The sequence below is a fragment of the Caballeronia sp. LZ003 genome, assembly GCF_031451465.1.
Classification (GTDB): domain Bacteria; phylum Pseudomonadota; class Gammaproteobacteria; order Burkholderiales; family Burkholderiaceae; genus Caballeronia.
The window spans coordinates 98,050-110,155 of sequence record NZ_JARUXJ010000005.1 but is presented as its reverse complement, the minus strand read 5'-3'; the positions used below and the strand labels follow the sequence as shown (position 1 = coordinate 110,155).

13 protein-coding genes are annotated in these 12,106 nt (G+C 60.7%); 11 read left to right on the top strand and 2 right to left on the bottom strand.

What is annotated here, in order from left to right; genetic code table 11:
- Positions 1–5: 5 nt before the first annotated feature.
- Both QCE79_RS31575 and QCE79_RS31570 read right to left on the bottom strand, forming a co-directional pair.
- Positions 6–854, bottom strand: a complete 849-nt coding sequence (locus QCE79_RS31575) for a hypothetical protein (protein ID WP_309850935.1) — start codon at positions 852–854, stop codon at positions 6–8.
- Positions 855–943: 89 nt separating this feature from the next.
- On the bottom strand, positions 944–1,540 hold the full coding sequence (locus QCE79_RS31570) for a hypothetical protein (protein WP_061151727.1): 597 nt from the start codon (positions 1,538–1,540) through the stop codon (positions 944–946).
- Between the two features lie 677 nt (positions 1,541–2,217).
- Here QCE79_RS31570 and QCE79_RS31565 point away from each other — a divergent pair.
- From QCE79_RS31565 to QCE79_RS31515, 11 genes are all read left to right on the top strand, one after another.
- The gene (locus QCE79_RS31565) at positions 2,218–2,484 is read left to right on the top strand and encodes a hypothetical protein (RefSeq protein ID WP_309851262.1); all 267 of its coding nucleotides are present in this window, start codon (positions 2,218–2,220) and stop codon (positions 2,482–2,484) included.
- Complete coding sequence (locus QCE79_RS31560; protein ID WP_309850933.1) at positions 2,481–3,812, top strand: hypothetical protein; 1,332 nt, start codon at positions 2,481–2,483, stop codon at positions 3,810–3,812. The genes QCE79_RS31565 and QCE79_RS31560 overlap by 4 nt, the downstream gene beginning before the upstream one ends.
- A 183-nt stretch (positions 3,813–3,995) precedes the next feature.
- Positions 3,996–4,478 carry an NADAR family protein gene (locus QCE79_RS31555; RefSeq protein ID WP_309850931.1) on the top strand — a complete coding sequence of 161 codons (483 nt, stop codon included), beginning with the start codon at positions 3,996–3,998 and terminating at the stop codon, positions 4,476–4,478.
- Positions 4,479–4,560: 82 nt separating this feature from the next.
- Entirely contained in the window at positions 4,561–5,955 is a 1,395-nt protein-coding gene (locus QCE79_RS31550) for a metallophosphatase family protein (RefSeq protein ID WP_309850929.1), read from the top strand.
- Positions 5,956–6,194: 239 nt separating this feature from the next.
- A complete protein-coding gene (locus QCE79_RS31545; protein ID WP_309850926.1) occupies positions 6,195–6,734 on the top strand; it encodes a hypothetical protein in 540 nt (179 codons plus the stop codon).
- Positions 6,722–9,043 (top strand): SMC family ATPase, encoded by a 2,322-nt coding sequence (locus tag QCE79_RS31540; RefSeq protein WP_309850923.1) that lies wholly within the window; start codon positions 6,722–6,724, stop codon positions 9,041–9,043. The genes QCE79_RS31545 and QCE79_RS31540 overlap by 13 nt, the downstream gene beginning before the upstream one ends.
- An 89-nt stretch (positions 9,044–9,132) precedes the next feature.
- Positions 9,133–9,312 carry a hypothetical protein gene (locus QCE79_RS31535; RefSeq protein ID WP_309850920.1) on the top strand — a complete coding sequence of 60 codons (180 nt, stop codon included), beginning with the start codon at positions 9,133–9,135 and terminating at the stop codon, positions 9,310–9,312.
- 37 nt (positions 9,313–9,349) lie between these two features.
- The gene (locus tag QCE79_RS31530) at positions 9,350–9,736 is read left to right on the top strand and encodes a hypothetical protein (protein ID WP_309850918.1); all 387 of its coding nucleotides are present in this window, start codon (positions 9,350–9,352) and stop codon (positions 9,734–9,736) included.
- A 92-nt stretch (positions 9,737–9,828) separates the two neighbouring features.
- Complete coding sequence (locus QCE79_RS31525; RefSeq protein ID WP_250479675.1) at positions 9,829–10,014, top strand: hypothetical protein; 186 nt, start codon at positions 9,829–9,831, stop codon at positions 10,012–10,014.
- Entirely contained in the window at positions 10,011–10,826 is an 816-nt protein-coding gene (locus QCE79_RS31520) for a hypothetical protein (RefSeq protein WP_309850915.1), read from the top strand. The genes QCE79_RS31525 and QCE79_RS31520 overlap by 4 nt, the downstream gene beginning before the upstream one ends.
- A gap of 66 nt (positions 10,827–10,892) precedes the next feature.
- Positions 10,893–11,318 (top strand): hypothetical protein, encoded by a 426-nt coding sequence (locus QCE79_RS31515; protein ID WP_309850912.1) that lies wholly within the window; start codon positions 10,893–10,895, stop codon positions 11,316–11,318.
- Positions 11,319–12,106 lie beyond the last annotated feature (788 nt).

Here is a 12,106-nt window from a genome sequence, read left to right as displayed (position 1 = left end):
GATTCCTAGAACATTTGCACTTCGTTCGACCCGCCGCGGGTCGCGGGTGCTACTTTCTTATTCGATGCGGCTGCGCCGTCGGACTCCGTGGTCTGCTCGTCGCGCGCGCGCTTTGCGTGGTGGCGGTAGCTGTGCGAGTGCGACGGCGTGGACGTCTCTGTCGTCGCGCCGTCTGTGGCTTGCGTCGTCGCGGCGGGCGTTGCCGTCGTGGCCGACGTCGTCGGTTGCTGCCCAGCGCTTTGCGCTGCGGGTGCGGCCGCCTTCATCGCGGGGGAGTTGGCTGCAGGCTGCTGTGTCGCGTCCGCGTCACGACGGGCTTGATGAATCGGCGACGCCGCCGCTCGCTGCTCCTCCGTCGAAACCGGGGCCGCCTTAGATGGCGTCGCGTCAACGGCAGGAGCGTTGCTCCCGAGCGAATTTCTGAACTGGTCAGCCGTCAAGCCAACCCCCGAAGGAGCGAGGTCCTTCGCGGTGAGCATCGGTGCCACGGCAACCGGATGAGGCGGCTCCGCGTCGATCGGGTGCGTCGCTGGTGCGACGGTCTGTTCGATTGCCGCGAGCTTGCCCTCGCCTGAAGCCGGACGAGCGGTGTGGACCGATGGTGCGCCCAGTGACTTGTAGAGAGAAGCGGCCCCCATGCCTGCCATACCGACCACAGCGGCGATTGCCACCGCCACGAGCGTTTGGCGGGCGGTGGGCGCTGCCTTCGGGAGGCGCACCTTCATAGTGGGTGCCCTGTCATCGGCAGCTAAGTCCGCCGGCGCCGGAACGGCCGCAATCTGCCGTGGCAGATCAATGGTCATCGAGTCGGATGCGAACTGTGCGTGCAGTCGCTGGATATCGCGTAGGTCCATTTGAGGTCCTCTCGTCGTTGCATTAAGTCGAGCGTAACCAGCGCTGCCGCTAGTCAAGACAGAGAGCGCATGCGCGCGCTCAAGACGGTTTAGTGGGCTTGACCAGGGTCGGGAAGCAACACACCTTCGGGGGCAAAGCGATCGTTGTCGAAAATGCAGAGATAGGCGATCTTGCGAATCCGCGTTTGAGCGGCATCGAGGGTGCTTTGACGAGCTTCCGAGCCCAACGATCGAGCGATCAGTGCGCCCATGGTCAGTAAGAAGAGTTGGTCATAGATTGTGAGCAGGCGTACCAATCGTCCAGACATGGCGTGCTTGATTTCGAGCGTCACTATCTCCGGATACGTCGCAGTCTGCCTCTTGGGCAGTTCATTGGCCCAAGCCATTGCTTTGCGGAACCAGCCCTCGGCCACTCGAAATTCAGATTCGATAGCGATGAGCTTGCCGCCGCGAGCGACGGTCATCTTCGCTGCTGCAAAGTTGAAGTCGCCCCGCAAAAACTCACGTGCGAATCCCGAGTGGTACGGCAGTTCAGTCTTGGCCAGCGTATCCGCATGGATTCGCGCGAGCCGACTGTCGTTGGTCAGGCGGTCGAGCCGCCGAAGACCGCTCTCGCCAGTCGGCGCGACCGGAGGTGAGCTTGGTCTTAATCCGTCTTCAGGTGCTTCCATGTCGGTACCAGCCATGATCGTTTTCGGTATGTCTGTGTTCTCTCTCACATAAGATTTTCATTGTTTCGGCAAGAGTCAAGGCGGCGAAAGCTAGGTCAAATTCGTGAGCTTTCGAGCGCACGTGTGCGTCATTAACGCGGATACTCAACTCCATTCCCCGCGTCACCGACGCATCGACCTCGACTCCAAGCCCGGAGTCCATCTTTTTTCTGCAAGTCGTGCCCGCCTCGCGCGTTGGCATGCTCCGACCGGATAGCTACCGGTGTGGAAATCTTCCTTGTGCTGAGTGTGCTCGCTACACACTCCCCAATTTCAGCCGTGATACTCGTACCTGAGCCGCATTCATTTGCGCCGGTACATCGTTCGAACCCGGGTTTTCGGGTGTTCTCTCTCCAGAGCCTGATCTGGGTAGAACGATCGAAGTTGGCTGATCCGTGATTCCTGCGGCGGAAGTAATTCCGAAAAGGGCTGTTGCGCGGCGTGACCATGCTGCGCGAGAACGACTTTACGTTCTCTGACCGAGCGACACCGGCTTATGCCGGCCGCTCCCTGCACGCCATGTCCCCGGAAGGGACGTGGCGCGTAGGTCTCTATATCGATTTCACGAAGCTCGCTCCCTCACCGGAGCGGGCTTTTTTTTCGTCTGTCGCTTCCTGCGGCCGGACCTTTCTCAACGGAGGTGCTGTTCCATGTTGTTGCCCGACCGCCTCAATCAACGTATCGCCGAGGCCATCACGCATCAAATCAATGCCGAGCGCGAGCAGGCGGACACCACGTCCCCCGTTTGGCGTGAGCGGTGCGAAGTAGCTCGGGTCGCGATGTTCAGCGACGCAGAGCGCTCAGTCTTCATTTCCCATATCAGCGAACGTCGCGGCAGTGCGGCAGCCCGAGAGATGCAATCTCAGGCCGAATCACTGCGGACAAACGCCATCTTCTTTCTCGCAAGGAAACCATCATGAATGCAGTTGTTCAGATGTTCGATCACGCGCCGCGTAGCCTCGTTGAAGAACGAGCTATTCGCCCGCCCACGATCGGCAAGATTCGCCCCGGTATCAAGGTGCTCACGCGGGCGCACCAAGCCAACGAAAAGGCGGTCAAGCTCTATAACGACATGGTGGCCGCGGGTGAGTCGTTCGAAGCGATCGGCAAGCTGCTGGAAACGTCGCTGAAGCTGCGCAACGCGCTCGTTCCGCGAAACGTCGATTACTTCGTCTGCAGACGGTCCGACTTCTCCAATCCGGACACGGCCGATGAGATCCTGCGGCTGTATGGTGAGGATCGCGGGCAAGGCTTGCGGCTGTACCGTTTCCCGATCATGTTCGCGTTCGACGACTGGCTGCGCAATGTGCCGAATCAGATGGCCGCGTACACCACAACCGGGCGACAGTATTTCTCGGAATACGACCGCGACGGCAAACGCTATTGCAAGACGTATGCACCGGTCGAGCGTAACGCCCGCGCACAGCGGGCGCGGCGATCCTTCGGTGGGCGACTGGTCGTTCACCGGCAAGACGACGACATTCCCGATGGCGTCTGTGATCCTCACGTCTGTCCGCAGTATCAGGACCGCAAGTGCAATCTGACGGCGAACTTCCTGTTTGCTGTGCCCGATGTGAAGGGGCTGGGCCTGATCGAACTGCCGACCAATTCCATCTACGTGCTGCAGAAGGCGTATTCGGCGATGCAGACTGTGGCGCTCGCGCGTGGCAGGCTCACCGGCACGCGGTTCTGGCTCTCGAAAAAGGAGTTCGACATCACGCGCATAGATGACAACGGCCAGCCCGTGCGTCAGAAGCAGATGCTGACGGTGCTCGATGCCGACATTGACCTAGGCGCGCTGCTGGATGGCGCGGACGAGGCTCAACCGGCGCCGGCGCTTGATGCAGCTAGTCGCGCAGTGGCTCTGCTGGAGTCGGACGGAACGGTACAGTCGATCGGCGACGCGGCTCCTCAGCCGGATGGTCAAGCCGCCGGCGCAGAACATCCGGGCGACGGCGCATCATCGGTCGTTCACGATGATGGACATGACGACGACTCGCCGGATCCTGATGAGACGCTGGAAGACAAGCGTCACCGCATGTCGGACCTGCTGCATCGTCTGGGCCTAAGTCAGCCGGAACGACAAAACGGCTTTCGCAAATACGCGCACCAGACGTACGGTCGCGGCTGGATCGAACGCATCGCTGACGTTGATGCGATGAATGCGCGTCTTAAGAACGCGCTCGACGATCCCGCCTCGCTTGACGTCGAAATTCAGGACGCGATTGCACAAGCTGCTTACGTCTAACCTTGGCCAGTCCCCTACGGGGGCTGGCATCCTTTCCTCGGCGTCTCACTACCTTTATCGCTCGCGCATGAGAGCATTTCAGCAAGAACCGCTTGCTCAAATGTTTTCGACCGCGCTGTGTGTGCGCATCGAATTCGTCCGCTTTGGCGGCCCATCTAACTTGTTTACGCGAAGGAGCTTCCGATGCGTAGAGTCGGCAACTTCACGCTGTTCTTCGGCGCGGAAGACGCTTTTAGTAACTGGCACCCGTGCCGCTTTACTTACCATGACGTCGATTTTCGGTCGGTAGAGCAGTTCATGATGTTTTCGAAAGCCAAGCTGTTCGGTGACGAGGACATTGCCGAAGCTGTGCTTGCCACGCATCTACCGAAAGAGCAGAAAGCGCTTGGCCGGAAGGTCAGGGGCTTCGACTTCGATACCTGGAAGGCTAAGCGCGAGTCGATCGTCTACGTCGGATGCCGTGAGAAGTTCGCGCAGCATCCGGGCCTGCGGACCTTGTTGCTCGCGACCGCACCGACCGAGCTTGTCGAAGCCAGTCCTTATGATCTGATCTGGGGCGTGGGCTTAGGCGAGCATCATCCTGACATCACGGACAAATCGAAGTGGCGCGGCCAGAACCTCCTGGGGAAGGCGCTGATGAAAGTCCGCGACACGCTTTCAAAGTAATCCCTTTCTTAGCGCGCCGTAGCGGTGCGTCGGCAAATACTGGCTACCTTCGGGTGGCCTTTTTTCTTTTATAGGAGGCGATTTGAAGATCGCACATTTTTCTGACCTGCACTACGCGCCGGGCAACATCGAAGAGTCGGACCGATGCTTCGGTTTCGGCATCGACCATGCGGTGCTGGCCCATGCCGACGTGGCAGTTATCTCAGGTGATGCGACGGACCATCGTCTGGACGCACACGCGCCGTCGTTGAACCGCCTCGCACGCCGCATCAACGGTCTGAGCGGCAGCATGCCGGTTCTGATGCTGCAGGGCACGTTCTCCCATGAGCCTCCGGGCACGCTGCGCAACTTCGAACTGATGGCAACGACGCATCAGATTTATGTTGCCGAACGCGTGCAGCAGGTAAGCCTTCACGAGGGGCGGTTCTACCCCTCGGACGGCCCGGTGTTCTCGGACGACGAGCTGCGCGAGGTTCTGGCAATCGGCGCTGATGTCGTGTTCACGTGTCTGCCCACGGTCAATAAGGGGGCGCTGGCGGTCGCTGTTGGTGCCAAGGAAGCCGGGACGGGTCTTGAAGCCGTGCTGGGCGACTATCTCGCCGCAGCAGGGCGCGTCAATCAGCAGCTTCGTGCCGCGGGCATCCGAACTGTCGGGGTTTCACACGGCACGGTCAACGGTTGTACGACCGAGCACGGCGTGACGATGGCGGGGTTCGACCATGAGTTTTCGCTTGGTAGTCTGTTCGAGGCCGAATGCGATGCGTTCATGCTCGGGCACATCCATAAAGCACAGCAGTGGGAGCGAGCGGGGCGCGTTGTGGCGTATCCCGGTTCGATCGGGCGATTCCACTACGGGGAGGAAGGCGACAAGGGCTTCCTCTTGTGGAATGTAGAGGTGGGAAGCGCGCAAGCTGATTTGGTCGTGACGCCGTCTCGGCAGACGATCTGCGTCGACTTTGACGGACCGCCCGACATGCAACGCCTGACGGAAAGCGCGCTCGATGCGACCGACAAGTTCGTGCGAATTCGTTGGCAGGTCGACGAAGAGCACAAACAGTCAGTGGATCGCGACGCGATCGCGGCGCTGTTCGGCAACGCGGCCGAGCTGAAGGTCGAAGCTCGCATTCTTCCCGTCGTCCGGTCGCGCGCCCAAGGCATCAGCCTCGAAACGTCGATTGACCGGAAGCTCGAGCGTTGGTGCGAGCACGCTGATGTCGATCCCGCGCCCTTGCTTGACCGGCTGCAGTTGTTGGAAACCGGGGACGCGGAGGCAATCGCCGCTGGCGTGCTGGCGCGACTGAGCGACGCTGAGGCATTGTCGAGCATATCCGAGCCTGCGCCGGTGACGGCCCACGTAGCTCCGGACAGCGATGTTGGCGACGAAGCACTGCCCATGCCCGATGCGACGGTGGAAATCGTCGAGTCGGCCTCGGCAAGTCAGCTTTCGTGGCTCAACGATGACCTGTTCGTGGCTTAATTAGCGAATGAAGTAGCCGCTCATGCAGAGGAGGCCAGTATGGCTCCCTCGCTTGGACACGCGAGCCGTGTTCCGATAGCCGATTTTGATCGTCGCTATCGAAACAGAGGTTTCACCGCGTCTTTGACGCATCGATTAGTGGTGGCAGGACCTTTCTCTAGCAGTTCATCTTTTCTTTCACCCTGGCGGGGAGCGATCCCTACCGGGGCCGCATTCCGCCCACCATAACGGAGTGCATCATGTTTGGTCTTTATCCCGCAGGCCCGAACTGGGTTCGCAGCTTTGCCTTGGGCGACTGCTCGTTGCGTGATCTTCAAAAGTCGTTGGTCGATTTGGCCGGCTTTACCGCTGCGATTCAGCATCAGCCGTTCGGTCAACACCGCGGCGCGGTACTGGCGCAGTCCGGTCAGACGCTGTTGCTGCTCGCCACGACGCCCGGCGCGTGCGAGATCGCCGTTACGCCGACCGTCGAAATGCAGCACCTTCTCTGGTCCTATCAGAAAGGTTATGCAAGTCAGTGGTCTGCTGCTGAGATCCGTAGCCTTACCGGGCATGGCGGCTGGTCGGAGCTACTGACGAACGCGCGTCGCGAGTTCGGCAGAGTCTGTGATCAGGTAGCTGCCGCGCTCGATGGGACGCTTCAAGCGCCGCCCCGTGCCATTGCGTCTGCTGACTTGAACGAGCCGTTTCGCAACGAGGACGACGACGCGTTCTACTCGCAGATGGCAGCGATGTCTGCTTCGATGAGCGTGTCGGAGGACCTGTCATGCGGCCTCTGAAACTGACACTCGAAGGCTTCGTTGGCGTGCGCGATGGCTTGAAACGCGACAGCGTGACGCTCGATCTGGAGAAGTTGCCGGATGGCCTGATCGCCTTGACCGGCCCTAACGGGGCGGGCAAGACAACGATCATGGACAACTTGCACCCGTATCCGATCATGCCGTCCAGGGCGTCGAAGCTCTCAGTCGACGCCTTCTCGTACTGGGATCACATCTGTGGCACCAATGCGTTGAAGGAACTCGAATGGGAGCACGACGGCATTCGCTATCGCTCTTCCTTCACGTTTCGCAAGCCCGGTAAGACAGGCAAGGCGGAGTACTACCTTGCCTATCGCGGCGTCGACGGTACGTGGCGCCCGGTGTCGCTGCCTGACGGAACGGTGTCGGACGGCAAGGCGGAGTCTTATAACCGCTGTGTCGATGCGATCAACGGTTCGTTGGAAACGTTTTTCACGAGTGTGTTCTCGGCTCAGAACCGGCGGCCGCTCGCGTCCTACGGTGCGGGCGAGATCAAGACGCTGCTGGCTGAACTTCTTGGCATCGACCACCTGAAAGCATTGTCGGCGAAGGCCGCTGAGGTCGCGAAGGTGCTCGGCAAGTCGCTTGAAGGCATCCAGTCTGAGCTTGGTGCGCTAGCTGGAAAACGGCAACGCAAAGCAGACGCTGAGCAGTCGATCGTCGCGCAGGGCACCATCCTGCGTGTCGCTCGGGAGCAACGCGATGCCGCGCTTGAGCAGGCGAGCAAGCTGACTCAAGAGCGGGCGACGCTCGCGGCCAAGCAAAGCGAATCAGCTTCCACCGAAGCGCGCCTGCGAGAGCTGGGCGTGCGCCGCGACGAGTTGGGGCATGCCCTGAAAGGTGCAGCCGACGACGAGCAAGCGGCAGCGGTCCGCTGCCAGCAGCGCGTTTCCGTGCTGAGTCGAACCGTGGCCACGCACCAAGCAACGCTGGCTCGCCGCGAGGCGATCCTCGGTGCGGCGGCGAAGCGCGAGGAGGCCGAGTTGGCGATTGCGCGCGAGGAAGCGAGGTTTGCTCCTTTGCAGCGCGACATTGCCGATTTGGAGGTCAAACGCGCGACGTTGACCACCCTCGATGCGACGCTTACCAGTTTGATGAGCCAAGGCACGACGAAAGCCGCGCACTTCGACACGTTGAACAAGCAGGCTGCGGTGGCGGAGCAGGTGCCGTGCGTCGGTCATTCAATGCATGCGCAATGTCCGCTGCTCGCGCAAGCCTTTCAAGCGAAAGAGCAAGCGGAAGTGCAGCGTGTTTCGGTGGCGAATCTTCGCGCGGAGTATCGCGAGAAGAAGGCGCAGGCCGAGGCCTTGGCTCGCGTGCCGGCCGAGTTGGCGGCAAAGCGCGTCGAAATGCTCGCCATCACCGATGCGGCCGCGCAGCTTCGCCGTGCACTGCAGGCGGCGGCTGAGCTTGCTGCGACGAAGCCGTTGCTAGATGCCGCGATATCTGGACTCGAAGCGGCGCAAGCTGAGTTGCGTTCGATCGCCGAGGAAAGTGCCGCACGTACCGCCAAGTACCAGTCTGAGAAGACGCGTATTGAAGCGGAGCTTGCTCGCATTACCGAGGAGGTCGGACGACTCGCTTCGGTCGACGTTACGGCAGCAATTGCGAAGCTGGATCGCGACATCACGGCGAACCGCGAGGCCGTCGCTGCATTGGATGGTCGGATCGAGCAATCGATCCGCGTGCAGAGTGTGTTGCAGGCCGAAGCGGAAGCGCTGGCGCTGGAGTTGGAGAAGTTCTCGGCCACGCAGTTGCGTGCCGATCGCCTCTCCGACGAGATTGCTCATTGGAAGCTGCTGGCTAAGGGCTTGGGCAACGACGGCGTGATCGCGTTGACCATCGATGACGCGGGTCCGGCGCTGACGCATACCGTCAACGAGCTGCTGCTCGCTTGCTACGGTATGCGCTTCACGGTGGAGATCCGCACGCAGCGCACGCTCGCGAGCGGTGAACTGCGTGAGGGCTTCGAGATCCTCGTTCACGACGCCGACTCCGACAGCAGCAAGTCGGTCTCCGTCATGTCCGGCGGTCAGAAAGTCTGGATCAACGAGTGTCTCACGCGCGGCATCGCGCTCTATCTCGCGCAGAACACGGGTCAGCCGTATCAGACGTTGTTCAGCGACGAGTCAGACGGCCCGCTCGATCCCGAGCGCAAAGTGCAGTTCATGCGAATGAAGCGCGAGGTACTGCGCCAAGGTGGGTATCAGCGGGAGTTCTTCATCTCGCAGACGCCCGACCTTGTGGCAGAGGCGGACGCAGTCATCGACGTGCAGGCGCTTGCCGCCTGATTCTTTATCAACCCTTGTGGGGAGTCGCCCCCACAAGGGGCGCTTCTCGTCTTTCCGACCCTTCGCTCGCGCCTTCCGGCGCTATCCCTATGGCAAACCTTCTGATGCTGCTGCTCGCGGCAGCCGGCAATCCGTCTCATTCGAATGCGGTGCCTCACCGGCCGCCTGCGCAGCAAGCTGCACCGGCTAATGCTCAGTCGCAGCCGCAACGTCCGCCGTACTTGCGTCGCGCGGCTGCGTTCGATACCGGCCGTCCGCGTCGCATCTGATAGCGGCAATCTTTTCCCTTCTTGACTGGAGCCTTCCATGGCCTATTCCTGCACCGACTTCGTCGACGATGTACTCAATGACATGGTGATCCGAAGCTGGATCAAACCCGAGCAGTACGAGCCCGACGACCCACAAGCCCAATGCAATGCGGTGGTGTCCGCGATCGCCGACGCTGACGTGTCTCTGCGCCTCGCCGCTGACGCGAAGCAGTTCCATGCGGAACTGCTGGATGCGGTCGAAGCACTGACCGCTATCGCCGAACAGCACGGCGCGCTCGCCCTCGCGAATGTCGTCTATCTCCAGACGGCGATATTGAAGGGCGGGGTGATCGACCTCACGCGCGATGAAGCGGAGAGCTTCGCTTTCGTCAGAGCCCTGCCTTCGGGCGGTCGCTGGTGGCGGAGCGTCAATCTGATCGAGTAAGTGGCACAGATCGCCGTCCAATTTTTTTTTCAACCCTTGCGGTCAAGCGGCCCGCTGGGGTCGCTCCGCATTCTTTTTTGTGGAGTGTTTTCATGTTTGAAGCAGCCAAGCTGGGCGCATCGCCCGAGCGGTTTCCCAACCTCGAAGCGGCGATTGGCTATATCGCCGGCACAGCGACGCACGCGGGTGAAGTTCGCCCGTGGGTCCGCAACGTTGATACCAAGGTCTTCCTGATCATCGGCGGCAGAGTGCAGCCTCAAAACGGGGTGCGCCAATGACGCCGCCCTGGCTGGAGCAATACGCCAGCGGCCAGAAGACCGGCCACGCGCAAGCCTTCATGGCGTACGCCGAGTACTACGTAGTCGATGGATCTGCTGACGATGACCCTGAAATTGAGGAGCGGATCGCCATGCATCGGCAGCCGCTTGTTGGTTACGCCAGTCGCACAGGCACACGCCGCAACCTGGCCGCACTCAAGGGGGCCGACTGGCGCTTGTTGGTCTCGGCCAAGGGCGAGTTGCGTACCGAGGGCTTCGATCGCTACGCATTGGATAACGGCGCTTGGACCGCGTACCAGCAGGGCCTGCCCTTCGATGAGAACGCGTTTTCTGTTGCTGTCGAACGGCTTTGCGAGCGGGCCGATTGGCTTGTCCTTCCGGACATCGTCATGGGTGGCATGGCCTCGCTCGACTACTCGCTGAAGTGGCTCGAACGACTTCGCGGGATGCCGTGCCGGATGCTGATCGCAGTTCAGAACGGTATGCAGGTCGATGACCTTGCGTCGCTTTTGTCCCCTGCGGTTGGCATCTTCATCGGCGGATCAACGGAGTGGAAAGAGCAGACGGCGCACGTGTGGGGGTTCCTCGCGCGACGGCGTCACTGCTACTTGCACGTCGGTCGCGTGAACTCGGCTCGGCGCATTCGCATTTGTGCGGCCGCCGGTGCGGACAGCTTCGACGGTACGAGCGTGAGCCGGTATGCGAAGACGCTTCCTCGGCTGGATCGCGCAACGCGTCAAGGCGACATGTTCGCAGCAGCGCACGACGGCCTTGAAGAGGCGCAACGTGCGACGGCTGACCTTTTGATTTGATTCAACCATTAACCCTTGCGGGAGCGCATCCCGTAAGGGTCGCTCCTATTTTTGCGGAGCGACAAGATGGAACAGGAAATTGTTTCGAAGATGGAAGCTGCGATCAGCGTCATGCAGCGCTACATCGAACTTGGGCATAGCCTGAGCTGCACATATTCGGGCGGCAAGGACAGTACGTGTACTCTGGTGTTGATGCTTGAGGCGATTCGCCGTGCCGGCGGCACGACAATCACCCACCATGTTCAGTCCGGCGACACTACGATTGAGAATCCGGCAATCGCAAACTTCTTGCACTCGGTGCTGGACGAGCTGCAGTTGTTTATCGAAGCGTCGGTGTTGCCCGTACAGGTTCACGTCACGACGCCGTCGTTGGCAAGCCAGTTCGTGGTGTCGACGATTGGACGTGGCACGTTAGTACGCACACCTGAGAATGGCATGCGTGACGGTAGACGGATTAGGGCATGCGCGGATTATGGTGCCCGTCAAGTGTGAACAACACTTCGAGCCACTTGTCCGTAAGGACGTGAGCGCATTTGCTGCGTTGAGGCAAAGGAAAAGCGTCAACAATCGTAGACGAAGCCGCCTCTGAAAAGCGCTTTTGTTGACACTTAGCCGTGCGGGCGAGCCATTACAACGGCGCGAGCGCTTGCCTTCGCATCTGCTCGCATGCCTATTGTTTAGATTTGCTCAAATGGATCGTCCGCTGCTGCCTTTGACGGAATCTGCCGGCCAGGAGTCGCCGGTCGATGTCGACATTCAGCTTGATCAGCCAAGGTCTCGTTCGCCCTCGCTCAATGGCCGGTTTCCGGCGAGCGAATTGCCGGGGGCACCGCCCCAATCCGGCCACAAGCAGACGCCCAGTGCCGCGTAACTTCGGACGTCCGAGGGGCCGCTGCATGTGCCAGATGCGGCAGTGGCTCCTTCCAGCCATTTCTCGAAATGCCGCGCGCCAGCGGCCAACGCTCTCCGCTACTCGGTATTCTTCCAATCCGGCGCGTAGTCCGTAGGCCTCGTCCATAGCCGTTGTAGAACGTTGAGCAGTCGTATGGCGTGAGCGGGCTTTGATTGCGCAGATAGCCGGGCAAATCTGGAAATAAACATCTGACCGAGGGCGACCAGATTCGCATGCCCATCCGTCCCCGGTAGATACGCCGGTGTCTTTCAACGCTTATGTATTCTGTTTGCCCGGCGTAGTCGGCGAACATCTTCTCGCCGGCGGGAGCTGGCCGAAGGGGCGTGACATTGCAGTTGCTGCGGGAAGAATACGTCGCAGCAAAGGC

Excerpts from the sequence above, each read along its gene's own strand:
- QCE79_RS31560 (WP_309850933.1), top strand. The coding sequence starts at position 2,481 with ATGAATGCAGTTGTTCAGATGTTCGATCACGCGCCGCGTAGCCTCGTT.
- QCE79_RS31535 (WP_309850920.1), top strand. The coding sequence starts at position 9,133 with ATGGCAAACCTTCTGATGCTGCTGCTCGCGGCAGCCGGCAATCCGTCT.
- QCE79_RS31525 (WP_250479675.1), top strand. The coding sequence starts at position 9,829 with ATGTTTGAAGCAGCCAAGCTGGGCGCATCGCCCGAGCGGTTTCCCAAC.
- QCE79_RS31515 (WP_309850912.1), top strand. The coding sequence starts at position 10,893 with ATGGAACAGGAAATTGTTTCGAAGATGGAAGCTGCGATCAGCGTCATG.
- QCE79_RS31555 (WP_309850931.1), top strand. The coding sequence starts at position 3,996 with ATGCGTAGAGTCGGCAACTTCACGCTGTTCTTCGGCGCGGAAGACGCT.
- QCE79_RS31540 (WP_309850923.1), top strand. The coding sequence starts at position 6,722 with ATGCGGCCTCTGAAACTGACACTCGAAGGCTTCGTTGGCGTGCGCGAT.
- QCE79_RS31520 (WP_309850915.1), top strand. The coding sequence starts at position 10,011 with ATGACGCCGCCCTGGCTGGAGCAATACGCCAGCGGCCAGAAGACCGGC.
- QCE79_RS31545 (WP_309850926.1), top strand. The coding sequence starts at position 6,195 with ATGTTTGGTCTTTATCCCGCAGGCCCGAACTGGGTTCGCAGCTTTGCC.
- QCE79_RS31575 (WP_309850935.1), bottom strand. The coding sequence starts at position 854 with ATGGACCTACGCGATATCCAGCGACTGCACGCACAGTTCGCATCCGAC.
- QCE79_RS31570 (WP_061151727.1), bottom strand. The coding sequence starts at position 1,540 with ATGGCTGGTACCGACATGGAAGCACCTGAAGACGGATTAAGACCAAGC.
- QCE79_RS31530 (WP_309850918.1), top strand. The coding sequence starts at position 9,350 with ATGGCCTATTCCTGCACCGACTTCGTCGACGATGTACTCAATGACATG.